General features: G+C 62.5%; 18 protein-coding genes. 9 read left to right on the top strand and 9 right to left on the bottom strand.

Translation table 11 applies throughout. The annotated features are described in order from the left end of the window. Positions 1–21: 21 nt before the first annotated feature. Positions 22–2505, top strand: a complete 2484-nt coding sequence (locus tag VF629_RS18755) for a TonB-dependent receptor (protein ID WP_331060034.1) — start codon at positions 22–24, stop codon at positions 2503–2505. Between the two features lie 79 nt (positions 2506–2584). On the opposite strand, the gene VF629_RS18750 is transcribed toward VF629_RS18755, so the two are convergent. Beyond that, positions 2585–3607, bottom strand: coding sequence for an amino acid permease (locus VF629_RS18750; RefSeq protein WP_331060033.1), 1023 nt, complete (start codon positions 3605–3607; stop codon positions 2585–2587). Positions 3608–3873: 266 nt separating this feature from the next. Between VF629_RS18750 and VF629_RS18745 the strand changes: the two genes are divergently transcribed. Next, positions 3874–5109, top strand: coding sequence for an acyl-CoA dehydrogenase family protein (locus tag VF629_RS18745; protein ID WP_331060032.1), 1236 nt, complete (start codon positions 3874–3876; stop codon positions 5107–5109). An 82-nt stretch (positions 5110–5191) separates the two neighbouring features. Here the strand turns inward: VF629_RS18745 and VF629_RS18740 are convergent, their stop codons facing one another. Then, the gene (locus VF629_RS18740) at positions 5192–5557 is read right to left on the bottom strand and encodes a hypothetical protein (RefSeq protein ID WP_331060031.1); all 366 of its coding nucleotides are present in this window, start codon (positions 5555–5557) and stop codon (positions 5192–5194) included. Between the two features lie 171 nt (positions 5558–5728). On the opposite strand from VF629_RS18740, the gene VF629_RS18735 reads away from it, so the two are divergent. Further along, positions 5729–6160, top strand: a complete 432-nt coding sequence (locus tag VF629_RS18735; protein ID WP_331060030.1) for a hypothetical protein — start codon at positions 5729–5731, stop codon at positions 6158–6160. Here the strand turns inward: VF629_RS18735 and VF629_RS18730 are convergent. The 3 genes from VF629_RS18730 to VF629_RS18720 form a co-directional block, all read right to left on the bottom strand. Continuing rightward, a complete protein-coding gene (locus VF629_RS18730; protein WP_331060029.1) occupies positions 6157–6765 on the bottom strand; it encodes a 4'-phosphopantetheinyl transferase family protein in 609 nt (202 codons plus the stop codon). The two genes, VF629_RS18735 and VF629_RS18730, sit on opposite strands and share 4 nt — an antisense overlap. 94 nt (positions 6766–6859) lie before the next feature. Continuing rightward, positions 6860–10927, bottom strand: coding sequence for an amino acid adenylation domain-containing protein (locus VF629_RS18725; protein WP_331060028.1), 4068 nt, complete (start codon positions 10925–10927; stop codon positions 6860–6862). 108 nt (positions 10928–11035) lie between these two features. Further along, positions 11036–17719, bottom strand: coding sequence for an amino acid adenylation domain-containing protein (locus VF629_RS18720; protein ID WP_331060027.1), 6684 nt, complete (start codon positions 17717–17719; stop codon positions 11036–11038). A 477-nt stretch (positions 17720–18196) separates the two neighbouring features. Between VF629_RS18720 and VF629_RS18715 the strand changes: the two genes are divergently transcribed. From VF629_RS18715 to queG, 6 genes are all read left to right on the top strand, one after another. After that, entirely contained in the window at positions 18197–19321 is a 1125-nt protein-coding gene (locus tag VF629_RS18715) for an acyltransferase (RefSeq protein ID WP_331060026.1), read from the top strand. Positions 19322–19416: 95 nt separating this feature from the next. Beyond that, positions 19417–19764, top strand: a complete 348-nt coding sequence (locus VF629_RS18710; RefSeq protein ID WP_331060025.1) for an HIRAN domain-containing protein — start codon at positions 19417–19419, stop codon at positions 19762–19764. A gap of 141 nt (positions 19765–19905) precedes the next feature. Next, positions 19906–20961 carry a Holliday junction branch migration DNA helicase RuvB gene (ruvB, locus tag VF629_RS18705; RefSeq protein ID WP_331060024.1) on the top strand — a complete coding sequence of 352 codons (1056 nt, stop codon included), beginning with the start codon at positions 19906–19908 and terminating at the stop codon, positions 20959–20961. A 145-nt stretch (positions 20962–21106) separates the two neighbouring features. Continuing rightward, on the top strand, positions 21107–21370 hold the full coding sequence (locus tag VF629_RS18700) for a hypothetical protein (RefSeq protein WP_331060023.1): 264 nt from the start codon (positions 21107–21109) through the stop codon (positions 21368–21370). Beyond that, on the top strand, positions 21370–21771 hold the full coding sequence (locus tag VF629_RS18695) for a type II toxin-antitoxin system VapC family toxin (RefSeq protein ID WP_331060022.1): 402 nt from the start codon (positions 21370–21372) through the stop codon (positions 21769–21771). Before VF629_RS18700 ends, VF629_RS18695 begins: the two co-directional genes overlap by 1 nt. Next, positions 21771–22703 carry a tRNA epoxyqueuosine(34) reductase QueG gene (gene queG / locus VF629_RS18690; RefSeq protein ID WP_331060021.1) on the top strand — a complete coding sequence of 311 codons (933 nt, stop codon included), beginning with the start codon at positions 21771–21773 and terminating at the stop codon, positions 22701–22703. Before VF629_RS18695 ends, queG begins: the two co-directional genes overlap by 1 nt. Here queG and VF629_RS18685 read toward each other — a convergent pair. The 4 genes from VF629_RS18685 to VF629_RS18670 form a co-directional block, all read right to left on the bottom strand. After that, positions 22700–22906 (bottom strand): hypothetical protein, encoded by a 207-nt coding sequence (locus VF629_RS18685; protein WP_331060020.1) that lies wholly within the window; start codon positions 22904–22906, stop codon positions 22700–22702. The genes queG and VF629_RS18685 overlap by 4 nt on opposite strands. A gap of 205 nt (positions 22907–23111) precedes the next feature. Then, complete coding sequence (locus tag VF629_RS18680; protein ID WP_331060019.1) at positions 23112–24011, bottom strand: ferritin-like domain-containing protein; 900 nt, start codon at positions 24009–24011, stop codon at positions 23112–23114. Between the two features lie 24 nt (positions 24012–24035). After that, a complete protein-coding gene (locus VF629_RS18675; RefSeq protein WP_331060018.1) occupies positions 24036–24761 on the bottom strand; it encodes a ferritin-like domain-containing protein in 726 nt (241 codons plus the stop codon). Positions 24762–25003: 242 nt separating this feature from the next. Further along, entirely contained in the window at positions 25004–25993 is a 990-nt protein-coding gene (locus VF629_RS18670; RefSeq protein ID WP_331060017.1) for a ferritin-like domain-containing protein, read from the bottom strand. Positions 25994–26012: the final 19 nt, after the last annotated feature.

The raw sequence follows: 26012 nt of genomic DNA, 5'->3' as shown, positions 1-26012 counted from the left end.
ATTTTTTACGCCATAATCTTTTTGAAAACTACCCTTTTTGCGGGGGCCGCGCTGCTGGCGCTGACCGCCGCGCCGGCATGGGCACAAGGCCCCGTGTCCGGCATTGTAGCCGATGCCCGCACGGGCGAGACCCTGCCCGGTGCCACCATTCTGCTCGACGGGGCGGCCAGCGGCACCACCGACGCCACGGGCGCCTTCACGCTACCGGCCGTGCCAGCCGGCGCGCACGAGCTGCGCGTTTCCTTTTTGGGCTACGAAGCGCTGGTGCAACGCGTGGAGGGCCAGCCCGCGGAGCAGCGCATCAAAAGTGCCCTGCAGCCCAGCGCCGTGATAACCGGTGAGGCCCTGGTGACGGCCCAACGCGCCAGCGACCGCACGGCCACGGCTTATACCAACGTCAGTAAAGAAGACCTCGCCAAGCGCAACTTCGGCCAGGACCTGCCCTACTTGCTCGACCAGACGCCCTCCGTGGTGGTGACCTCCGACGCCGGGGCGGGCGTGGGCTACACCGACATTCGCATTCGGGGCACGAGCAACACGGGCATCAACATGACCATCAACGGAGTGCCGCTGAACGACCCGGAATCGCGCGGTTCTTTCCTGGTGAATTTGCCGGACCTGGCTTCGTCCGTCAACAACCTGCAGGTGCAGCGCGGCGTGGGCACGAGCCAGAACGGCGGCGCGGCCTTCGGGGCCAGCATCAACATCTCCACGCTCGACAACCGCCGCGAGGCCTACGCCGAAAGCCAGAACACCTACGGCTCGTTCAACACCTGGAAAAACAACGTGCAGTTTGGCTCCGGCCTCATAAACGGGCACTTCACGGTGGACGGCCGGCTCTCGCGCATTGCCACCGACGGCTACATGAACCGGGCGGCCTCGGACCTGAAGTCGTACTACCTCGCCGCCGGCTACCAGGCCAAGAACACGCTGCTCAAGTTCATTACCTTCTCGGGCCGGGAGCGAACCTACCAGGCCTGGAACGGCGTGCCCGAGCCGGCCCTCACCGGCAACCGCGAGCAGCTGCAGGTTTACGTCGACAACGGCGAACTGTCGGAAGCCGACGCGGCCCGGGTGCTCGCGGAAGGCCGCCGCTACAGCTATTACACCTACGACAACCAGACCGACAACTACCAGCAGAACCACTACCAGCTGCACCTCTCGCAAGGCCTGGGCTCCGACTGGAACCTGGGCGCGGCCCTGCACCTCACCCGCGGCTTTGGGTACTACGAGAGCTACCGCGAGCGCCGCCGCTTCTCGGATTACGGCTTGAATGACGTCATCATCGGCGGCGACACCATCACCCGCACCAACCTCGTGGACCGCAAATGGCTGGATAACTACTTCTACGGCGGCACGTTCGCCCTGAACTACCAGCCCCAGGATGGCAAGGTGCAAGCCACGCTGGGCGGCGCCTGGAACCAGTTCGACAACGACCATTACGGCGAAATCATCTGGGCCCAATACGCGTCCAACAGCTCCCTGCGCCAGCGCTACTATTTCAACAACGCCCGCAAAACCGACTACAACGCCTACGCCCGCGCCACCTGGCAGGTGCTGCGGAAGCTGGGGGTGTACGGCGACGTGCAGGTGCGCCACATCAAGTACCGCATCGACGGGGTGGAGGATGAGCAGAACGACGTGACCACCCGGGCCGCCTACACCTTTTTCAACCCCAAAGCCGGCGCCACGTTCACCCTCGCCGAGGGCCAGCAGCTTTACGCCAGCTTCGCCGTGGGCCAGCGCGAGCCCGTGCGCTCCGACTTTACCGACCGCCCGGCTGGCCAGCAAACCGCCCAAGCTGAGCGCCTCCACGACTTTGAGGGCGGCTACCGCCTCACCCGCACCGGCCTCAACCTGCTGGGCCCCGGCACGGCCCTGCGCTTCGAGGCCAACGGCTTTTACATGAACTACCGCAACCAGCTGGTGGCCACCGGCCAGCTCAACGACGTGGGCACGCCCCTGCGTACCAACGTGGCCCGCAGCTACCGCCGCGGCGTGGAGCTCACCGGCTTCGTGTCGGCCAATGACAAAATCAGCCTCAGCAGCACGCTCACGCTGAGCCAGAACCGCATTCTGAACTATCGCGACGTGGTGTATGACGAGAATTTTGAAGCCGTGGTAGCCGCGCCGCGCACGTCCGCCATTTCCTACTCGCCCGCCGTGGTGTCAGCTCACACCTTGGAAGGCCAGCCGCTGAAGAACCTGCGCGTGGCGCTGCTGCTGAAGACGGTAGCCCGCCAGTACCTCGACAATTCTGAGAACGAAAACCGCAGCATCAAGCCCTACAATACCTTGGATTTCCGGGTGCGCTACGCCATTCATCCGTCCTTTATGAAGGAGATTGAGCTGGCTGTCCTGGTCAATAACGTGCTGAACCGCGAGTACGTGGCCAACGGCTACACCTACAGCTACGTGGGCTTCAGCGGCCGCCAGGAAACCTTCAATTATTTCTATCCGCAAGCCACGCGCAACTTCTTGGCCTCGGTGGGCGTGAAATTCTGAACCACGGATTCATGCGGATTTTTCGGATTTCACGAATTTTGTGGACGATTGTAATCCAATGATAACCCAAAAAGGCCCCTCATTGAGGGGCCTTTTTTTTATGGGAAGTAAAAGAATTATGGGAAGTAGAAGAAGTGGTGGCACAATGTGCGCCGTCCACAAAATTCGTGAAATCCGAAAAATCCGCATGAATCCGTGGTTCAGATAACCAGTCGCACGCCGCCCAGCTCGGAAATCTGGTACGAAACTGGTCACCGGGCGAGCCGATGAACATTAAGTTTTTGGGGATGCGCCACTTCTTCGACAGCTTGTCAATCAGTTCGGGACTGAATTGGCCCTCCATTGCCACTACGTCCACTTCAATCTGTTCGTAGGCGCGGTCCAGCACGTGGATGTCGTTGAGCAATTCCTCGGGGTACTTTTCGCCTGCCTTGAGCAGCGTCACAATTTTGAGGCGATTGGTGAATTCGTTCTCCACCACGTAGGCCATCACCTTGTTGATGTTGAACACGTTGTCGCTTTTGGTGAAGAACACAAACTCCTGCCTGGCCAGCTCGCGCATTTGCCGCCGCACCATAAGCCGGCCGACGCGCGAGGCCCGCGGCAAGTGCTTGGCCAACGACTCGGCGGCCGACAGCAACAGCCTCAGGATGGCCAAGCGGTTGAGCATGATGGTCACCACCGCCATGGCCGGCAGAAAGTATTGCAGGAACACAATCAAGTATTCGGGGTGAATCTTGACGTTGCCAAACAAGGCCGCCAGCACGCCCAGCAGCGCCAGCGTAACCGTGAGGATGCCCGCGTACACCGGCCGCGGCAGGTTGGGCCGCTTGCCCTTCAGCAGGAAGTTGCCAAGGGCAAAAAAGGCCATCACCGACAGGAAGGAAATGGTGTACACGCCCGCCAGCGGCCCCAACTGCCCGTTGGTAATCAGCAGCACCGACACGCACAGCACAAAGAAGGTGATGAGGATGACGTAGTTGCTGCCGCGCCCGTTTTCCTTGAGGAAGAATTGCGGCAGAATGCGGTCGAGCGTCATGCGCTTCATCAGCCCGCTCACGCCCACAAACGACGTGAGCACGGCCCCGCTGAGCACGGCCACGGCAGACAGGACGAGGAAATGTCGTTGCCGCAAATGGCGGTGGCTTCCAGTTCGTTTAGTTTCTTGGCGTGGCTCATACGGGGCCCTTGGATGAATGAAGCGTTGTGGCAAGCATACGATTTGCAGCCGAAAGAAGCGAAAAGCGGTGAGCCTGCGCCACTGGGTCGGGGCTGGCAGCATGGCGAGAACCTGGGCCCCGAACCGCGCCGTCGCCCGGGCTGTTACCTTTGTCTCAACACGCCCACTCTCACTCCCAACTCCCGCCCATGTCTTCCGAAGCCGACGTTCTTTCCCCGCAAGCCAAAGCCCACACTGCCCAAAAAGGCAGCACCAACGCCAACGGCTTCACCGACTATTTCGACCTCGACGGCCTGCTCACCGAAGAGCACCTGCTCATCCGCCAAAGCATTCGCGACTTCGTCAAGAAGGAAATTTCGCCCAACATCGAGAAGTGGGCGCAGGACGCGCACTTTCCTTCCGAAATCGTCAAGAAGTTCGGCGACGTGGGCGCTTTTGGTCCCACCATTCCGCAGGAATACGGCGGCGGCGGCCTGGACTACATCAGCTACGGCCTCATCATGCAGGAAATTGAGCGCGGCGATTCCGGCATGCGCTCCACGGCGTCGGTGCAGGGTTCGCTGGTGATGTTCCCCATCTATCAATACGGTTCGGAAGAGCAGCGCAAGAAGTTCCTGCCCAAACTGGCCAGCGGCGAGTGGCTCGGCTGCTTCGGCCTGACCGAGCCCGACCACGGCTCGAACCCCGGCGGCATGACCACCAAAATCGAGGACAAAGGCGACCACTACCTGCTGAACGGCGCCAAACTCTGGATTTCAAACTCGCCCGAGTGCCAGGTGGCCGTGGTGTGGGCCAAAAACGAGCAAGGCCGCATCAAAGGCGTGATTGTGGAGCGCGGCATGGAAGGCTTCAGCACGCCCGAAATCCACAACAAGTGGAGCCTGCGCGCCAGCACCACCGGCGAGCTGGTATTTGAGGACGTGAAGATTCCCAAGGAGAACATCCTGCCGAACATCGAAGGCCTGCGCGGCCCGCTCTCCTGCCTCGATTCGGCCCGCTTCGGCATTGCCTGGGGCGCCATTGGCGCGGCCATCGACTGCTACGAGTCGGCCCTGAAGTACTCGCTGCAGCGCGAGCAGTTCGGCAAGCCCCTGGCCGGCTTCCAGCTCCAGCAGAAGAAACTGGCCGAGATGATTACCGAAATCACCAAAGCCCAACTCATGGCCTGGCGCCTGGGCGTGCTCAAAAACGAAGGCAAAGCCACCAGCGCCCAGATTTCGATGGCCAAACGCAACAGCGTGGACATGGCCCTGCACGTAGCGCGCGAAGCCCGCCAAATCCACGGCGGCATGGGTATCACGGGCGAATACCCCATCATGCGCCACATGATGAACCTGGAATCGGTAATTACCTACGAAGGCACCCACGACATTCACTTGCTCATCACGGGAGCCGACATCACCGGCATTCAGGCATTTAAATAGACGCTACGCAGAGTAAACAAAAAAGCCGCCCTATTGCCAGGGCGGCTTTTTTGTTTGCAAAATTTCCTGTGTCAAAGACCCGTTATTTCTCCAGCAGATAGACGCTCTGGCTAAAAAACGTGCTGCCTTGATTGGCTAAGCCGCTTGGGGTGACGCTCACGACGTGCCAGCCGGCTCGGGTGTATTGGTTGATGGTTGCCAAGGTGGCTTTGTGCACTTCGGTCAGGTTGGCTGCTACTTTCTTGGCACTGCCCCGATTGAATTCCACCGCTTTCTCTTGTTGGGTGCCGTCGGGGGCAACGGTAATAATCGAGGCCACTGCATCGAAGCCCAACGACACATTGCTGATGACCATCATGGACCCTGCGGGCTCGGCTGGTTTCGGGTAAAAAGCCCAAGAGCCTGCCACGGCCAATGCCAATGCGAGGGAGAGAACTGCTTTTTTCATGAACGGCAAAAAAATAAAGTAAGATGATGAATGCCCGCACAACTTAGTTCGTCGGTAGTTTATGTAAGCGCTTCGTTCTGCGACAAAATAGATAAACATCACAGCTACAAGCTGTCATGATTTGAATTTGCTCGTATAAAAAGCCTTTCCATGCTTACTTCCTATCCAGCCATGTCCGACAACCAAGAGCACGAGAACGCCGAAACCCGCCGCCAGGAGCGCCGCGAGCACGACAAAGAAAACTACCGCCGCGAAGGCGACGAAATGCGCCAGGGCGGCCCCAACCCCGACCTGCCCCACCACGAGCGCACCGGCACCGGCGAAGGATTCTACTCCCCCGACAGCACTGCCGACACCGGCTCGTCCGACGGCGTTTCCAGCGTCATCAGCGGCGACGGGGGCAATACGCCCGGCCGCCACGCCGAACTCAACCCCGACACCACCAGCCCCAACCGCGACCAGGGCGGCACCAAAGGCGCCGGCCAGAGCCGCGAGCCGCACCTGCGCACGCCCAGCGCCCAAACCTCGCACACCGCCAAAGGCCCCCGCGGCGACGGCGGCCAAGGCAAAGCCGGCGGCAGCAAGAGCGGCAAGCAGAACTAGCCGATAAGGCCGACGTCGCACGTGCGATACTGCAACACCGGCCGCCAGCTGCTTGGGTACGCAAGTGCGGCGGCGTAGCCCGGAGCCACGTCTAAACTGAGCACCGTCCACTCGGCCGCCTGGTCGGAAGTCCGGCGGCCGAGCAGGCCGTGGCCGGCGGCTTTGGCGCGCGCTTCGTGCTGGGTCCAGTGGGCATAAAAGGCCGCTTGAGGATGGGCACTTTGGCGGATTGCAGCCTGTTCGGCCGCGCCGAAACTGTGAGCCAGCACGGCTTCGTAGTCGAAACCAGGCTCTATTTTCTCTGCGTCGATGCCAACCGGCTGGGCACCCAGGGCTATTACCACCCACGCCCCCGAATGCGTGACGTTGAATTGCACAGCTGCTGGCGCTGGCAGCTGTGGCTTGCCGAAAGCATTCGTTTCCAGCGGCACGGCGCTAGGGGCGCAGCGTAATAAGCGCCCCAGGAGCACCCGCAGGCCCGCCCGTCCAACCAGAAACCGCGCCCGGTCGGCGGGGCGGAGGTAGCGCCCCGCCTGAGCCTGCTCCGCTGCACTGACCCGCTTGAGGAGAACAGATTCCAGGTGCTCAAATTCGGCCAGGGCCAAGCGGTAAACCGTTAGTACCGAACTGGGTGGCTCCTGGCTAGCCGCGGCCTCAACAGCAATTGGTAGCCAGCAGGTTGGTTCGGCCACCATGCGCTTAGCCCGCGGCGGCTTGGTTTAGCACGGCTTGCAGGGAGGCGGCAAACGCCTTGTCGTGCGGAGGGGCAAACATTAAACTGTGCTCCCCGGGCATGTCGTGAACGTTGACGCCGTGCAGGGCCAGCGGCTTCCAGCCCAAAAATGTGGGGTCGGGCATATAGAACGTGCGCTCACGCGCTCGAAACAGCTCAACCGCTATGGGCAGGGGCGAGAACACATACTGCCGCCAGGCCTGCTCGTTGGTGCGGTCGATGCGCGCTTGCTGGCTGGCATTGGCTTCTGGCAGCGCGGGGCTGCGGTGCTTGAGGCGCGCCAGCCGCTGCTTGAGCAAGCGGCGCCGGCGGGCAGTGGCGCGCCCGGGCGCCCGGGCCACCAACATGAGTTTGTAGAGCCATTCCTTGAGCGTCAGCATGGCCGTGCCCGGCACCCGCCGGTACCAGGGGGCCGAGTGGTTCGACTGGTCGGCATAGGTGTCGAACACGGCCAGCATGCTAACCTCATTGCCCAGCGCTAACAGCTGCCGGGCCATTTCGAAGGCAATGATGCCGCCAAACGAAAACCCGGCCAGCGCATACGGCCCGTCGGGGTTTTGTACGCGAATGGCCGCTACGTAGTGCGCGGCCATGTCCTCGATGCGCGCCAGGGGCTCGTCTACGCCGTTCAGGCCCTTGGACTGCAGGCCGTACACGGGTTGGTCGGGGTCCAGGTTATGGGCCAGGGCGTTGAAAAGCATGACGTTCAATCCCGCTCCGTGTACAATATAAAGCGGCATTTTTTGGCCCGCCGGCTTGATGGGCACCAGCGCGTCCCAGGTAATGAATTTGCCGTCGAGCTGCAGCAGCAGTGCCAGCGCCGCCACGGTGGGATGCGTAAAGAGCGCCGCCAGTGGCAGCCGCTTGCCGCTGACTTTCTCTAGCTGCGCCATCACCTGCACGGCAATAAGCGAATGCCCTCCCAAGTCAAAAAAGTTAGCGTAAACACTTACCTTCGCCAACCCCAAAGCCTTGGCCCAGACGCCGGCTATGAGTTGCTCAACGCTGGTGCGCGGGGCCACGTGGCCCACTGCCGTGACGGGTGCGGGAGGCGGCACGGGCGCCGGGCCCTGGCCCAGGGCCCGGCGGTTCACCTTGCCGTTTGGCGTGAGCGGCAGGGCCGCCAGCACCACGAAATCGGCCGGCACCATGTAGGCCGGGAGGTGGGCCCGCAGCGCCGCCTGCCAACCGGCCCGGCGGGCCGCCAGCTGCGCCGCCAGTTGTTCGGCGGTCGTTTCCGGGGCGGCGGGCTCTTCGGCCAGCACCAGGTAGGCCGCAAGGCGCTGGTCGTGGGGCCCGTGCGCCTGCAAGGCCACGACCGCCTGGCGCACCCCGGGCAACTGAGTTAGGTGCGCTTCAATCTCGCCGGGCTCGATGCGGTAGCCGCGCAGTTTTATTTGGTTGTCGAGCCGGCCCAGCACCTGCACTTCGCCATTCGCCAGCAACTGGCCGGCGTCGCCGGTGCGGTAAAGCCGGGCCCCGGGCTCGGCGGAGAAAGGGTCGGCCGTGAACCGCTCGGCCGTAAGCGCCTCGCGCTGCCAGTAGCCTTGGGCCACGCCCGCGCCGCCGATGAAGATTTCACCGGGGGTGCCCGGCGCCACTGGCTCCCGCCGCTCGTTCAGCACGTAGTACTGAATGTTGGCAATGGGCCGGCCCACGGTTATGACGCTCGGATTGGGCGGCACCTGCTGCACCGCCGACCAAACGGTGGTTTCGGTGGGCCCGTACATGTTCCACAGGGCCCGGCAGCGGGGCAGCAGTTGGCGGGCCAGCTCCAGGGGCAGGGCCTCGCCGCCGCACAGCGCCACCAGGGGCAGGGGCTGCTCCCAGCCCGCCGCCAGCAGCAGGTGCCAGGTGGCCGGCGTGGCTTGCAGCATCGTGATGTTTTTGGTTTCGAGCAGGTGGCGCAGGGCGCGGCCGTCGCGCACGCTGTAGGCGTCGGCCAGCACCACGGTGGCCCCGCTAATCAACGGCAGAAACAGCTCCATCCCCGCAATGTCGAACGAAATGGTGGTAACGGCCAGCATCCGGTCGGTGGCCGCCATGCCGGGCTCCCGCTGCATGCTGACCAGAAAATTAACGAAGTTGCGGTGCGTTATGGCCACGCCCTTGGGCTGGCCGGTGGAGCCCGAGGTGTAGAGCACGTAGCAAAGAGCGGCGCTAGTGCTGGCGGGGGCGGGTTCGGTGCCGGGCAGCCCGACGGCTTCGGCCAGCGCTTCCTCCAGCACCAAGCGCGGGGTTGCGGTGCCCAACCCCGGCAGGCCGCCCGCCGACGTGAGCAGGAGCCGGGCCCCTGAGTCGGCCAGCATGAATTCGATGCGCTCGGCCGGATACGCCGGGTCGAGCGGCACGTAGGCCGCGCCGCACTTGAGCACCGCCAGCAGCGCCACCAGCAGGCCCACCGACCGTTCCACCGCCACGGCCACCAAGTCGCCGGGCTGCACCTGATGGGCGTGCAGGCAGTGGGCCAGCTGGTTGGCCTGATGGTCCAGCTCGGCATAAGTCATTGTAACCGCGCCAAATTCCACGGCCACGCTCGTTGGCGTGGCGCGGGCTTGCGCGGCAATGAGCGCAGGCAAGGTGGCCGCGGCCGGGTAGTCGGCTCGGGTGGCGTTCAGCCGCTGATAGGCTTCAGGCAAGGCGGGGACTGCCAGCTGCAGGTCGGCCAGCACGGTGGCCGGATTGGCGACGAGCTGTTCGGCCAGGCGCGCAAAGCTGGCCAGCAACTGCTCGATGCGCTCCGGCCGAAACAGGGCCACGTTGTAGGAGCATTCCAGCACCAGCTGGTTGCCCCGGCCGCTGGCATTGAGCGAAAGCTCAAAGTTTTCGAAGGCGCGCGGGTTGCTGTGCAGCTCATGGGCAAAGCCGTCGAACACCACGTCATCGTCCAGGCCCATATCCACGTTGAACACCGCGGCCACCAGAGGCAAGCGGCCGGGTTCGCGGCGCAGCGGCAACTGGCTCAGTAGGCTGCCGTAGGTGAGCTGCTGGTGTTCCAGTGCATCGAAAAGCGTGGACTTGCGGCTGCGTAGGTAGTCTTCGAAGGGCGCGGAGCCCACGGGCTGGCTGCGTAGGGGCAGGAGGTTTACGCAGTGGCCTACCACCGTGGCCAGGCCGGTGGCCGCCTGCCCGGCCGCGGGCATGCCCACCACAAGGTCTTCCTGGCCGGTGAGTTTACCCAACAACACCTCGAATACGGCCAGCAGCGTGGTCACAAAACTGGCGCCTACCTGCACGCCCAGCCGCCGCAGGCTGGCCACCAAGGTCGGGTCCAGGGGATAGTCGAGGCGGCTGCTTTGATAAGTGCGGGCCGCGGGCCGCGGAAAATCGGTGGGCAAATTCAGCGCCGGCGCCCCGTCGCGGTAGGTTTGCAGCCAGTATTGTTCGACAGTGCGGTACTCGGCAGTGCGTTGGAAAAGGGTCTCGGCATCGGCGTATTCGCTGAAGGAAGTGGCCGTGGCCAGCACAGCCGGTACTCCCCAAATCGCCGCTGAGTACAGCCGGCCCAGGTCTTGCAGCAGCAAGCCCAGCGACCAGCCGTCGCAAACGAGATGGTGCGCGGTGAAGGTGAGATGAAACTCATTTTCCGCCAGCTTCAGCAAAGCAACGTGCCAGAGCGGCCCAGCTTGCATGTTGAACACGTGCTGGGCCTGTCCCTGCGCATGGGCCGCCAGGGCCGCGGCCCGAGCGGCGGTGTCGTGAGCGGCCAGGTCCTGGAAAGTCAACTCCGGGGTGAGTTCGCTGGCAATGCAGAGCACGGTGCCGTCGGCGCTGCAAGTGGCGCGCAGGGCCTCGTGCCGCTCGGCCAGGGCACTCAGGGCGGTGCGCAGGGCGGCTACGTCGAAGGCTGCGCCGTGCAAGCGCAGGGAAACCGATTCGTTGTACGCGCGGCTCGCATCGTCGCCCCCGAGCTGGCAGGCCAGCCAAATCTCGGCTTGGGAAGCCGTGAGCGGCACCAAGTGCGTGAGTTCAGCCCCGGCAAAGGGGTTAAAATCAACCGCTTGCACGGCTGGCGCGAGCGCAGATACAGTCATGGTAAACTAAAAAGATAGATGAGCCCATCGCAGTGCTACTGCTAGCAAAGGATATTGGCTCAAAATGTAGCGTATTAATACTTGTGAAAGTATTAATAATTAGTTAAATTAATTATTGATTACTTGTAAGAACTTGCCCGGCTGCACGGGGTCGCTCAGAAACCACGCGGGGTTGCCCGCCGCGTCTCGGCCCAGTCGCGCCCCGGGCACGGGCGGGCGGTTGAGGGCCGCAGCATTTGGTTGCGGCTGCTCTGCGGGCGCCGGCTGAAAGGGGAGAACTGCGGCAGGAAAGAAGCCGGCCGCGCTAAAGAAGCAAGCCGCGCTCAACTCGGCCGCGCTGGCGGCAAAAGCCGCTACTACCTGTGCCACGTCGGCGTCGGTGTGCGCCGTGGTGAGGAAGCAGGGAAAATGGTCCCAGATGTGTATTCCTTTTTCGCGCATGAGCGTGAACAAAAGCGTATTGTAGGGCTGCTCAGTGGTAAACTTGATTTTCCATAGGGAGCCGCACTGCACCACTTGCAGCGGCAGTTGCCAGCGGGCCGCTTCCGCGTTGAGCTGCGTGGCCAAGCGGTGGGTGGTGGCGTTGAGGCGGGTTTGCAGTTCCGGCCCCTCGGCCCGGAGGTGGTGCAGCGATGCTTTGGCCGCCGCCAGCGCCAGGGGATGGCGCACAAATGTGCCGGCGAAATACGTCACGCCCATTTCGGGTACGGAGGCATCGCCGTACTGCCAGGTGCCGCCATCCAGGGCATCCATGAACCCACGACGGCCCGCAATGGCCCCAATGGGTAGCCCGCCGCCAATGACTTTGCCGTAGGTGGCCAAGTCGGCGCGCACCCCAAACAAGGCTTGTGCCCCGCCCTGGTGCAGGCGGAAGCCGGTAATTACTTCGTCAAAAATCAGCGCTACCCCGGCCTCGGCCGTGATGCGGCGTACTTCTTGCAAAAAAGCTACGGGTTGGAATTCGGGTCGGCGGCTTTGCACCGGCTCCACCAGCACGGCGGCCAACTCATGGGCCCTTTCCGCGATGATGCGCAGGCTTTCCTCGGTGCCGTAGTCCAGGATGAGCATGTTTTGCACCGCCTCCGGCAGGATGCCGGGGGCGGCGGGCCGGCTCTTCAGCTGCCGGCTGCCGCGCACAATCACCTCGTCGTTGATGCCGTGGTACGAGCCCGTGAAGGCCACCACCAGGGAGCGTCCCGTCACGGTGCGGGCCACCCGCAGGGCGCCCAGCACGGCCTCCGACCCCGTGTTGCACAGGGCCGCGCGGTCGTGGCCGGTTAGCTCGCACAGCAGTTGCGCCACCTCACCGGCCAGGGCATGCTGGGGGCCCACCTCGTAGCCGCTTTCAATTTGCTCGTGCAAAATCGTTTTGACAAACGCTGGCTGGTGGCCGAACAGCGACGAGCCAAAGCCGTTGAGCACGTCCACGTACTCGTGGCCATCAAGGTCCCAGAGCCGGCTGCCGGCCGACCGGCTCACCACCAGCGGGTACGTGATTTCCTTGAGCTGCGGCGTGAAGCCCGACACCACCCGCGGGTCGGCCATGTGGGGGCGGTGCTGCTGGGCGTACGCCTTGCTAGCGCCCGTTTTCTGATTGTACCGCTTGGTGAAATCGGTTAAAAACCGTTGTTGGGCCGCGGGCATGGGCGCCGAAGATTGCCGTTCGATGCGCGCCGTAGCCCCGAACGGCTTGGCGTGCTCGGCCGCTTCCGCAGGCGTGAGTTCTGGCCCTGCCGGAGCTTTGGCGCTGTTGGCAGGCGCTATGCTAGGCGTCAGGATTTCCCTTGTTGGGCCCGCGCCGTCACTTCCTTGCAGCAATGCCACCTGACGGGCCAGGAGCTGGAGCTGAGCCGCAATAAGGCCGAGGGCTGAATCGGGAGCAGCCGCGGGTAGCAGGCCCGCCGGTTCCGGCTGGGCGCTGCTACTGGGCGCGATAATGGGCGGCGCGGCGCGGTGGGGTTCCGGCGGCAACTGCTCATCCAAATAGGCCGCCAATGCCGCTGGCGTCGCCAGCGTTTCGCTCAACTGCCGAAACGTGATGGGCACCTCGAAGGTCTTCCTTAGGTTAAGAGCCACTTGCGTGAGCAAGAGGGAGTCGAGTCCCAGCTCCAGGAAGCTGTGGTTGGCTTGAGCGGGCAGAATTTCTATGTCGGCGGCTTCGGCCAGCACAGCGGTTATTTTTTGCAGGAGGACAGGGCGGCGCATTGGGATTTCGGGTAAAATAGCAGCGGGAGGAAGCACAGCAGGAGTTGGGATGGCCGGCACCACTGCCGGGGCAGTGCGCGGCGCGGGACCCACCGGGTCGAGCCAGCAGCGCTGCCTATCAAAACAGTAAGTCGGTAAGTCTAGCTTTTCTAAAGACTGCCCGGCGTAAAAAGCGCGCCAGTCGGGCTCGAGGCCGCGCAGCCAGAGTTGGCCCAGGGTAGTGAGCAGCGCATGGGAGTCGGTAAGGCCGTTGGCTGGCGCGGGCAGACCAGCCAGCGCCGCGTGCGGACGCCCCGCGGCCTGCTGCCGGGCCAACGTGGCCGTGGTGTTACCGGGCCCTACCTCCAGCAAAAGCGGATTGGGTTCAGCCAGTATGGTGTCCAGAGCCGCAGCAAACTGCACGGGCGCTTGCAACTGCTGGGCCCAATAGCTCGGGTCCGTGGCCTGTGCATCGGTTAGCCAAGTGCCAGTCACCGTAGACACGATGGGCAATTGCGGAACTGCCAGCGTCACCAGCGCCACTTCGCGCTCAAACGCCGCCACCGCCGGCGCCATCATCGTCGAATGAAAGGCATGCTGTGCCGCCAGCAGGCGGCTCGGAATGGCCTCAGTTGTCAACAACTCGGCGAATGCCGTTACCAACGGCGCCTCGCCCGCTACCACCACCGCCTGCCGGCCGTTGACCGCGGCGACGCTCAAGCCAGCTGGCAGCAGGGCAAGCACCCGGGCTTCGGTGGCTCGTATGGCCAGCATGCTGCCGCCGGGCAGCTCGCTCACCAGCTGCCCCCGCCGCGCCACCAGCTGCAGGGCATCGGCCAAGGTGAATACCCCCGCCAGGCAGGCGGCTACCCACTCTCCGATGCTGTGCCCGCAGAGCGCCGTGGGACTAATGCCCCAGCTGAGCCACAGTTTAGCCAGCGCATACTCTACCACAAACAGGGCCGGCTGGGTGTAGCGCGTATTCTGCAAGCGGGAGGCCGCTGCGGCAGCGTCCGCGTTCTCGGCGGGGTGGATGACTTGGCGAATGTCGACGTCCAAAAACTGCTGCAGCAAGCTTGCGCACTCGTCTACCGCGGCCCGGAAGACCGGTTCGGTGGCGTAGAGGCCGCTTCCCATGCCCAGGTATTGCGCACCCTGGCCCGGAAATAGAAAGGCCACGGCCCCCGGCAGCTCGGTTACCGTTCCGGCGCTGCCCGGTGCAGAAGCGCTGCTCGCCAATTGCAAAGCTGCGGCGGCTTCCTCCGCACTGGCTGCCACCACAAACCGCCGTTCGCTCATGGGCTGCCGGGTGGTTTGGAGCGTGAAAGCCACCTTGGCCAGCGTCGAATTGGGCGCCGCGGCGAGACGACTGCTCAAGTGCTGAGCGTAAGCGCTGCAGCTGCTCGCCGTGCGCGCCGACCAGGTGATGAGCTGGGCAGGACGCGTGGCTGCGACGGTGCGGTTTTCAGGCTCCGGGGCGACTTGTGCTTCGGGCGCTTCCTCAAGCACCACGTGCACGTTGGTGCCCCCTACCCCAAATGAGCTCACGCCCGCCCGGCGCGGGGCGGCCCCGCCCGCGGGCCACTCCCGCAACTGCGCGTTCACGAAAAACGGTCCGTTGGCCAAATCCAGCAGCGGGTTAGGCTGGGTATAATGCAGAGAGGCTGGTAATTGCTGATGTTGCAGCGCCAGCACGGTTTTTATCAGGCCCGCCACGCCGGCGGCAGCCGTAAGGTGCCCCATGTTGCTCTTGATGGAGCCCAGCGCGCAGCTGGCGGGTGCTCCCGGCCCAAAAGCCAAGTGCAGCCCTTCCACTTCAATGGGGTCGCCAATGGGCGTGGCCGTGCCGTGGGCTTCCACGTAGCTGATGCTAGCCGGGGCCACGGCGCCATCGGCCAGCGCCGCCGAGATGGCCGCCGCCTGCCCCGTGGCGCTGGGGGCCGAAAAGCTGCCCTTGCCGCCGTCGTTGCTGATGCCCACGCCTTTGATAACGGCATATAACCGGTCACCGTCCCGCAAAGCCGCGTCGAGCGGCTTGAGCAGCACCACGGCCGCACCGTCGCTGAAAACGGTGCCCTTGGCCTGTGCATCGAAAGGGCGGCAGTGCCCATCGGCGCTCAGCATGGAGCCTTCCTGATAGAGGTAGCCGCTATTGAGCGGGGAGGTGATGCTGGCCGCCCCAGCCAACGCTACTTCGCACTGCCCGGCGCGCAGGCTTTGCACGGCCTGCGCCACTGCGAGCAGCCCCGTTGAGCACGCCGACTGCACGCTCACGGCGGGCCCCCGCAGGTCCAGCGTGTAAGCAACCCGAGAGGCCATGTAGTCCTTCTCGTTCACGGTCATCACCTGGAAGTCGCCCAGCTGGGCCAGGACCGCCGCATTGCCCTGCACATTGTGCGGGTAATAGGAGTTGTTGCCAGCTCCGGCAAACACGCCCACCCGGCCCGCATAATGGGCCGGCAGGCAGCCGCCTTGCTCAAGGGCCTCCCAGGCAATTTCCAGAAACACCCGCTGCTGCGGGTCCATGGCCGCGGCCAGTTTGGGATTTAGCTTGAAAAAAGAGGCGTCGAATTCATCGGCGTGGGCAATGACGCCCCGAGCCGCCACGTAGCGCGGGTCGTTGCGCAGGGCCGGCGCGATGGTGGCATCCAACTCGGCGGGGGTGAAAAAGCGGGTGGTTTCGCGGCCCTCGCGCAACACGTCCCACAGCTCCTCTATGGTTTGGGCGCCCGGAAAACGACCTGCCATGCCGATGATGGCCACCTCATGGGCCAGCGCGCGGGCGGGCTCCGGCGCAGTTGGCTCGTCTTCGGCCGCAACTTGGTTGCGCTGCTCATTTAAATAGGCCGCGGCACCGGCCACGGTGGGGTGTTGGTAGAGCTGCGTGACGGGCAATTTGATGTCGGACTCAGCCTGAAGCAGGGCCACGGCGGTTTGCGCCAGCAGCGAAGTGCCTCCCAACTCAAAGAAGTTGTCATCAACGCCTACTTCTTCCAGTCGCAGCATTCGCGCCCATACCGCCGCCAAGCTGCGCTCGGTGGCGGTGCGCGCCGCCCGATAGGGGAGGCCCAGCGCCGCGCGCCGTTGCGTGGCAAGGGCCGGCAGGGCTTGCCGGTTGATTTTGCCGCTGCTGGTTTTGGGAAATTCGGCCAGCACGACAAACGCGGCGGGCAGCATGTAGGCTGGCAGTACCTGGGCGGCTGCCAGGCGCAGGGTGGCGGGCTCCACGTTGGCTTCACCCATCGGCACCACATACGCCACCAGGTCGGGGTGCCCTTCGGCAATTTCACGAACCGCGACGGCCACCTGGCCCACGCCGGGCAGCGTAGCCAGCAAGGCCTCTACCTCGCCAAGCTCGATGCGGTGGCCCCGGACCTTGACCTGCTCATCTCGCCGGCCCAAAAACTCCAGGTCGCCAGTGGGCCGCAGCCGGGCCAGGTCGCCGGTGCGGTACAGGCGAATGACCGGGCCGGTGGGCGGGGACCAGATAATAAATTTCTCAGCGGTTAGCTCGGGCTGGTTTAAGTAGCCGTCGGCCAGGCATACCCCGCTGATGCACAGCTCGCCTATTTCGCCAGCCGGCACGGGCTGCAAGTCGGGCGTGAGCACATGCGCCACCGTGTTGGCAATGGCTTGGCCAATGGCCGGCAGTCGTTCCCAGCCGGCCGGGTCCCCGTGCAGCACCAGCTGGGTCACCACGTGGCACTCGGTGGGCCCGTACTGGTTGTACAGGGTGCAGGCCGGCAGAGCGGTAAAAAAATCGGCCAGCTGCGGCGTGATTTTCAGCTGCTCGCCCGCCGTCATGACTTCCGTGAGTGTGGCCGGAAACTGCCGGCGGCTCACCGCCATTTCGGCCAAGTGCTGCAAGGCTACAAAAGGCAGGAAAAGCCGATTGATGCGCGCCGAGTCAATAAAGTTAAGAAGGGCAGCCAAGTCCCGGCGCTGCGCTTCATTCGCCAACACCAGTATGCCGCCGGTAGTCAGGGTAGCGAATATTTCCTGAAACGACACGTCGAAGCTCAGGGGCGCAAATTGCAGCGTGCGCGTCCCAGGGCCAGCCGTCGAATTGGCTTGTTGCCATTGCAGTAGGTTCAGCAGCGCCGCATGGCCCATGCTCACGCCCTTGGGCACGCCCGTCGAACCGGAAGTATAAAGCACATAAGCGGCCTCTTGCTTGCCAGAATGCTCGTTACCAATAGCTTCTGCCTGGGGGTTGGCAGCTGGGCCATCTTCCGCCACCACGACGTGCAGCCCCAGCCCTTCAAAAAGGGCAGTTTCCTCGCTTGGCGCCAAGCAATAAGCAAGCCCGGCGTTGTCTATTATTTGCTGCAGGCGCGCGGTCGGGTACTGCGGGTCGAGCGGCACGTAGGTTTTTCCCGCTTGCAGAATGGCCAACACATTCACCACCATTGCCCACCCTCGGGTCGTGCTGACGCCAATGAACGCTGCCTCCGGTGCCTGTGCAGAAATTTGTGAACACAAGCGAGTTACTGCCTCGCCTATCGCACCGTAGGTATAGGCGCGCTCACCAGCCACTACCGCAAGTTGGTCGCGGAATTGTATAACGCCTTGTTGGTACAGCAACTGGATAGATAACGGTTTATTCATTAAGAGAGCCGTAAGGCCAGGTACACTCAATTAATCAGAAAGTTACTGCATAGAATACAAGTCATTGCTTCTGTGTAAATGGCTTACTGCTAATATAGTTTAAATACATCCAATTAATTTTACAGTGCTATAAATTAACGACTTGCTTTTTTTACGGAAGGGGCTGCCTACCGCTCCCGCTTGCGTGAAAAAGGACTCTTGGCAGAAGTAAATTTGTTATAAATCAACTCAATATGTTTTTCTGGGCTAGCTTCTTAATGAGCCCCTTCGAGGCTAAGAAACCTCAAAATATCAAGGCAAACGTGACGATGGGATGAACAAGATTTTTCTATAGCTGGGGAAGTGGCAACATGTGCCCTGAGACCAACTGAAAAGGCACCGTATTGCCTCGGGGCTTGTCCCGTCCATCGAACGAACCGGGCAACGGAATGAAGCCGAGCCGTCACAAACCTGCCGCTAGCGCCGTAATTTGGCTGCATGATAAAACCGCTCACTTCGCTCCGGTTTCTGTTTGCCCTCATGGTGTTCGGTAGCCACCTGCAGTTTTTCGACGCCGAGAAATACCCTGATTTTAACAGATTCTACACCTTGGTGCTGAGCGAAGGGTTCATCGGCGTCGGCTTCTTCTTTATTCTGAGCGGTTTCATCCTGTCGTTCAACTACGACGAGCGCCTGCTGAGCCGCGAGGTCACGTTTCGCGAGTTCTGGGTGGCCCGCATTGCGCGGGTGTATCCGCTGCACCTGCTCACGTTGCTGCTCGGATTGCTATTGATGCTTTACGCCCCCGAAGACGGCGTGGCCTTCACTGCCGACCTAGCCGCCAGCCTTGTCAAGCTCTTTACCAACGCGGCTCTGCTGCAGGCCTTCGTGCCCAACATGGCTTACTACTTCTCTTACAATTGGCCCGCCTGGAGCCTGTCGGACGAGATGTTTTTTTATTTCGCATTCCCGTTCATTGTGTTTCTGGCCGTTCGCAACAAGCTTTTGCTCCGCTTCGGCTGGGTGCTGTTGGCCGCTGTTCCATTCATCATTCAGCTTTCGCAGGAAGAAAATTTTCACCAATTTTTTTACATCAATCCCTTCTTTCGCATCGTCGATTTTTTGTTGGGCATTCTGTTGCATCAGGTGTACAAACATGCCTACGCGCGGCGGGCTTTTCGCTCCCGGCCGGGGGCCACGCTGCTAGAAGGCTTGTCGATTGCGGCAATGGCCGTGGCCCTGTATTTTCACAACGATGTGCCCAAAGTGTATCGATTTTCGTGCTACTACTGGCTGCCCATATCCTTGGTCATTTTCTCGTTTGCGTACCAGCGTGGGTACCTGTCGGCGTTGTTTTCAGCCAAGTTATTGGTGTTTCTGGGGGAAATCAGCTTCAGCTTTTATATGATTCACCAACTCATCATTCGGTATTTGACCATTGAGAATTCGCAACGCCAGGTGATTACTGACAGCTACGTGATGGCCGCCATCTGCTTCATCCTGAGTCTGGGCCTGAGCTACGTGCTGCACAAATACGTGGAGGTGCCCGGCAGCCGCTACGTGCGCCACCGCTACCGGACCAGTTCGTTTGCCCGGCAACCTTTGGCCGAAGTAGCGGCCTAAGCAACGCTTGGCCCGGCCAGCGGGCCGAAGTGGGGCCTTGGTTCCACGTCCCGGCCGGGTAGCACAAGCCGCCGTCCGTGCCGTAATTTGGCTGCATGATGAAAATCGTCACTGATTCCGAACCCCTTGTGCTGCTCGAATGCCTCGTAGCCGGCACCTCGCACCGCCCCAACCTGGAGAAGTACGAGCCCAAGCTAACCGTGGGCCAGGCGCTGTTGCTCACCCGCGAGCCCGATAACCACTACGACGACTGGGCCGTGCAAGTGCACACCGCCCCCCCCGACTCGCCCGATAACGTGTGGCTCGGCTACCTGCCCGAGGGACGCAACGAAACCGTGGCCCGCCTGCTGGATGCCGGCAAGCACCTCTCGGCCCGGCTCAACCACAAGTCCTGGGAAACCGACTGGTTGCATCTGGACATTGAAGTGCTGCTGCACGAGTAGGAAAGAACGTCATGCTGAGCGCAGTCGAAGCATGACGTTCTTTGTATAAATTGTTTTTTGAAAGCTATGGAGCTTTTTCGCCAGCAAATCGGTTACTCATTAGCTTAGCAAGCGCCGACCAATCATTTTAGCAATATCATTATGCGCGAAGCCTTTCTCTCCGGCGGAACCGACGGCTACGATGCCACCGACAAGGACATCGACAAAGCCCTCCGGCCGCTTAGTTTCGACGACTTCACGGGCCAGGAAAAAATCCTGGAAAACCTGAAAGTCTTCGTGGCCGCCGCCAAGCAGCGCGGCGACGCCCTCGACCACGTGCTGCTGCACGGCCCTCCCGGCCTGGGCAAAACCACCCTCTCCCACATCATCGCCAACGAGTTGGGCGCGGGCATCAAGATGACCAGCGGCCCGGTGCTGGACAAGCCCAGCGACCTGGCCGGCCTGCTCACCAACCTGGAGCCGCACGACGTGCTGTTCATCGACGAAATCCACCGCCTCAACCCCGTGGTGGAAGAGTACCTGTACTCGGCGATGGAAGACTACCGCATCGACATCATGCTCGATTCGGGCCCCAATGCCCGCTCGGTGCAGATTTCGCTGTCACCCTTCACCTTGGTGGGCGCCACCACGCGCTCGGGCATGCTCACGGCGCCGCTGCGGGCCCGTTTCGGCATCTCGGCCCGCTTGGAGTACTACGACTCGAAGCTGCTGACCAGCATCGTAAAACGCTCGGCCGAAATTCTGGGCACGCCCATTCACGAGGACGCGGCTTTTGAAATTGCGCGCCGCTCGCGCGGCACGCCCCGTATTGCCAATAACCTGCTGCGCCGCACCCGCGACTTTGCCCAAATCAAGGGCGACGGCACCATCACGGTCGAAATTGCGCAGTTTGCCCTCAACGCCCTCGACGTGGACGCCCGCGGCCTCGACGACATGGACAAGCGCATCCTCACCACCATCATCGACAAGTTCAAAGGCGGGCCGGTGGGCATCAGCACCATCGCCACGGCTTGCGGCGAGGAAGGCGAAACCATTGAGGAAGTGTACGAGCCCTTCCTGATTCAGGAAGGTTACATCAAGCGCACCTCGCGCGGCCGCGAAGCCACCGAGGCGGCTTACCAGCACCTGGGCCGCCTGCTGCCCCAGCACCTGCGCGGCAACTCGGGCGACTTGTTCGCCGAGATTACGCAGGGGTAGCGCGGGCTGCGCAGCCCGCGTACTGAACAACCCCGGCGCGGACTACAAAGTCCGCGCTGCATTCGGATTACGGAACGCGCCGCCCCAAGCGGCGCGTTTCTTGTTTCTACTTGCTTACATTTAATGCCGGCTACTCTTGTTTTGTATGGAAACGCTTCAACTTGCACAAGAACTCAATGCCCTGCCAGAACGCACCCGTGCCAGTTTTGAGCGATTGGTTTTGCTGTTGAAAAAACAGGCCACTGAACCGACAAAGCGACAGCCGCCGGTTCTGTACCCCGCCGACCCTGCTCAGGAAGGGCAGCCGTTCAGCGACCCTGAATTTTTTGGAGCCTGGGCCGACCGAACCGACATCACGGACGGGGCGGAGTACATTCACCAGGTACGGCGGGGCCTGCGTTCGGCGTAATGGCGGGCCTGATACTGTTAGATTCGGACGTGCTCATCGACGTGTTGCGGAAAGATGCCGTGGCCGAAACGCTGGTGACCACCCTAGGGAGCGCTGCCCCGTTGGGCATTAGCATCGTTTCGCGCATGAAAACCATTCGGAGATGTCGCAACCGCGAGGTGCAGCAGCAAGCGGAGAAACTGCTGCGGCGCTTCCAAGTCCTTGCCTTGGACGAAGCCATTTCGCGCCGCGCCGACGAGTTAATCAGCCACTACTATCTGGGCCAGAACTTGGAAATACCCGACGCGTTAATCGCAGCTACCGCCATTGAATATGACTTGCCATTGCTCAGCAAAAACCAGCGCGATTTTCGATTCTTGGACGAATCGGGCCTTGTGTTGCTGCCCTACCCCTCCATCTAATGCTTCTCCAGTCCGAATGGGCCCCCTTCATTAAGCGCCGTGCGGCGGAGCTAGGCTTTATGGCCTGCGGCATTTCCAAGGCAGAATTCTTGGAGGAAGAAGCGCCGCGCCTGGAAACTTGGCTCACCAAGCGCATGAACGGCCGCATGGGCTACATGGAAAACCACTTCGACAAGCGCCTTGACCCGCGCTTGCTCGTGGACGGCGCCAAGTCCGTTATCTCGCTGCTGCTGAACTACTACCCGGCCCCCGAAACCCAGCAGCCCGACGACACTCTGAAAATCAGCAAGTACGCGTACGGCCGCGACTACCACTTCGTCATCAAGGACAAGCTGAAGACGCTGCTGGCCGACATGGAGGCCGAAATAGGCCAGATTGGCGGCCGCTGTTTTGTGGACTCGGCGCCGGTGCTCGACAAGGCCTGGGCCAAGAAAAGCGGCCTGGGCTGGGTGGGCAAAAACGCCAACCTGATAACTCCCGGCACGGGCTCGTTTTTCTTCATTGCCGAGCTGATTGTGGACGTGGAGTTGCCCGCCGACGGGCCCATCCGGGACTACTGCGGCACCTGCACCAAATGCCTCGACGCCTGCCCCACCCAAGCCATCACCGAACCCTACGTCGTGGACGGCAGCAAGTGCATCAGCTACTTCACCATCGAGCTCAAGGACCAAATTCCGATGGAAGCGGCCGGGCAGTTTGGCAACTGGGTTTTTGGCTGCGACATCTGCCAGGACGTGTGCCCCTGGAACCGCTTCGCCAAAGCCCACAGCGAGCCCGAGTTCAACCCGGCGCCGGGCCTGAAAGACCTGACGCCCGGCGACTGGCGCGAAATCACCCACGAATTGTTTTCCGAGCTGTTTCGCCAGTCGGCCGTGAAGCGGACGGGCTACGAGGGACTGAAGCGCAACATCAAGTTTGTGACCGGCGGCTAAGCCCCGGCCCCGGTCAACTCCAAGCCGCCAAATACCCGCTTGAGCACTTTGCGGTAAACGCGGGCAAATTGCTGGTAGCACCAACTACGAAAATCGGGCACTTCGACCGGCGTCAGCACTTTAAGGGCTTTGCGCAGTTCCTTCTCAAAGAGCATTTTGTTGAAGCTGACCTTAAGGAGAATCATTTTCACGTAGTCAAGCATAGCATCAGGAATACGAGGGGAAAGGGTAGGTGGGGCAGCCCCAAACCCTGCAAAAGAGCTTGGTGGTCACCCCATAAGAAAGATACGAAATGAAGGCGGGGCTTCGCAAGAGGCCGCGCCCTAGGGTGCGCTGCCAGCCCCCCGGATACGCAAAAGGAGCAGCCAGCGCCGCTCCTTTTACTGGTAATGCCAAAATGTTGTTTCGTTACGCAAACAGGGCGAACAATGCCGTAACCTGCGTGGCCGGCAACGGCTCATCGAATGCCTCCGACAGGGCCACAAACTGCACCGCATTGGTGCCGCTGAGCAAAGCGACGAAGGGCACGGTAGTGGTGCCGGTAGTGACCTGGTTTTCGTTGGCCTCGAAGGCGTAGATGGACACCGGCGCGGCGGTACCGCCCGCCGGGCTGGGCACCAACACCGCGGGGCTGGGGGCCGCGTCGGCGTTGCTGGGCCAGCTTTTGAGGCCGGACGCGGTGAGGTTGCGGCGGAGCGTGCGCACGTGCGAGGCATGGCGGGCTTCCACGGTTTGCATGCGCAGCACGGCGTCGAGCAGTTGGCGGTCGGCGGCCAGGAAGGGCACCTGGGCCAGGTAAATGCTGGCGCTGGCGTCTTCTAGCTGCTGCGCCAGCTGCAGGAAGGCGGCGTAGTCGGTCAGCACGTTCGGAAACAGCTCGGGGTTAGCCGGGTTGTTGCGGCGGCCGCTGAAGTCGAACGCCGGCGCCGCGGGCGGGGTGAGTCCCGCGCCCGTCAGGGCGTTGCGCAGAAAGATGGCGTGGCCTTGCTGGTGCCGCAGCACGCGCTCAAAATCGGCCCGAACGGCTGCTTGCGCGGGGTTGGCCAGCACCGCGCCCGGGGCCAGGGCCTGGGTGTAGAGGGCGCTAAGCAAGTCCTCCAGCTTCAGGAGCCGCAGGATGACGTCGAGGGCGGTGTCAGCCAGGGTGCTGGCCTGGGCCGACTGGGCCAATGACACCGGCAACGCCACGGCTGCCGCCCGAACCCCGGCTTGGCCCAGCTGGCGCAGCAACTGGCGGCGCGGAGTTGCCTCATGAGCAGAAGCGGCATCGGCGGCGCTGAGGCGGTCGAGGAGAGAAAGTAGTTTCATGCAAGAACAGGCAAAAAGGGCCGCTTAGGTGGTGGGCAGCAAATCGGGGGATACCACGATGGGCAGGAAAAAAGCTCTGGTTTCGGCCACTACTTGCACGGGGGTTTTGGCCACGCTCACGTTTTGCAGGGCGCCGGCCGTGACCACGGTGTCGTCGTTGGCAAAAGAGCCGGGCGTGCGCAAGTCGCGCACCACCGCCGAGTGCCGGGCTTCAACCGACGCAATTTTGGCCAGCAAGGCCAAGGTGGCCGGGGTGTCGATGAGCCGCAGGGCTCCCGCATACGCCGCCACGCTCACGTCTTCGAGCTGCTGGGCCGCTGCCAGTACGCCAGCCCGGGTGGTGAGGCTAAAGGTGGAGAAATCGAACGCCAGTGGGGTGGCCAGGTTGGCGTCGTAGGCGTTGGTGGCCAACGCGAAGCGCAGCGTGACGCGGTGCACCAGCTCGTGGTCGCGCAAATCGGTAAAAATGGTTCGGTCGCCGGGCAGCAAGTCGGACGGCGGTGCGTCAACCACCTTCTGGTACAAGGAAGCCTGCAGCTGCTTCAGCAGGTAGAAGTAGTTCAGCAAGCCGTTGTCGTCGCCCCCCAGCCGGAGCAGGTTCGGGTCAGACGTGGTGGGCGTGGGGTCGTCGGAGCCGCAACCGGCCAGCACCAGCCCCACCGTGGCAGCAGACGCACCCGCCACGCGCATAAACGCGCGCCGCGGCAGGGCCGCAGGGGCTTGAGAAAGAGGAGAAGTCAAATCAGTCATCAACAAGAAATCGGCGGGGCCGCCCAAACGCGGCTCCCTGCAAAGATACTCCCCGCGTCTAGATGGTTGCCTTGCCGCAACGGGAACAAAAAAGGGCAACCCGGTGGGGTTGCCCTTTGGCGCGTGCACGCTGGCTTGCGGCACGTTTTCGGCGGCGGAGGTGGTGCCAGTAACTACCCTCAAGCGGCCGCATTGCTGCGGGTTGCTAAGGATGTTTGCTGCCGGCCGACCTGGCCGAACCACTAAAACGTTTGCTGAAACAGCCCTTTCGCTTTGCCAGCGACGGAAGTGAAATTCAGCGCAATGGCCTGCACGGTAGCCGGGTCGAGCGGCTCGTCAAACGCTTCCGATACCGCGGCGGCGGTGTAAGCACTATTGAGAGTCGTCAGGTTTATTCCGGCTTGCGAGGTGTTGCTATCCGCCGGGAAATCCGTGGTTCTACCCGGCCCATACACCGCGCTGGCCGGCTTGCTGCCGTTGGGCGCGGTAGGTCCGCCGTTGTCTATCAGGTTTATCCAGCTCTTGGGGGCGTTGTCGAACGGTGCTACGGCCGGCGCCATGGCCGAGCCCGGCGTGTTGGCCACAATGGCACGGCGCACGCTGCGGAAGTGCGAATTGTGGCGGGCCTCCACCGAGTGAATGTTGAGGGCCGCTTCCAGAATATCCTTGGTAGATGCAGTGTTTAGCGTGGGCGCACCGCCTTTGTAAGCCCGTTGTCCCACATCGGAAAAGGCCTGGCCGGCGGCAAAAAACAGGGCTCCGTTGGTGTTGCCGGGGCCATTTGGGGTAAGCGCACTCGCCATCGGGCCGGTACCCGTGCCACCGCCGCCCGAGTAGTCGAAGTCTGTAACGAGGTAGGACGGAGCATTGGTGCCAAGCACGTCACGCAGGGCTCTGATGTGGCCGGCCTCGTCGTTGCGGATGGTGGTAACGCCGGGCGTCTCAGTCCCCGGAATCAGGCCCTGGATGCCCAGCGCAGTGTTATAGAAGTGAAACTCCAGGTACTCGAGCTGCAACGCCAGGGTCAACACCTTCTGCACGGGGTCGGGCAGGGTGGTGGTTTGGCCGTAAGCGCGGCTGAAGAACGAAGCCAAGACAGCGGGCACGGCAGCGGCCGTTACCTTCTGGCCGGCATTGCCCAGGTACTTAAATACCCGACGGCGGGGATTGACGCGGTCCAGGAACTCGGGGTCGGCCTGCTCCAGGTCGGAAATTAGCTTGAAAAGATTCATGATAGTTGGAAATGCGAGT

Origin of the sequence: Hymenobacter sp. (genome assembly GCF_036388155.1) — a bacterium.
GTDB lineage: Bacteria > Bacteroidota > Bacteroidia > Cytophagales > Hymenobacteraceae > Hymenobacter.
The sequence above is the reverse complement of the archived record's forward strand: the minus strand, read 5'-3'. Positions and strand labels throughout refer to the sequence as shown.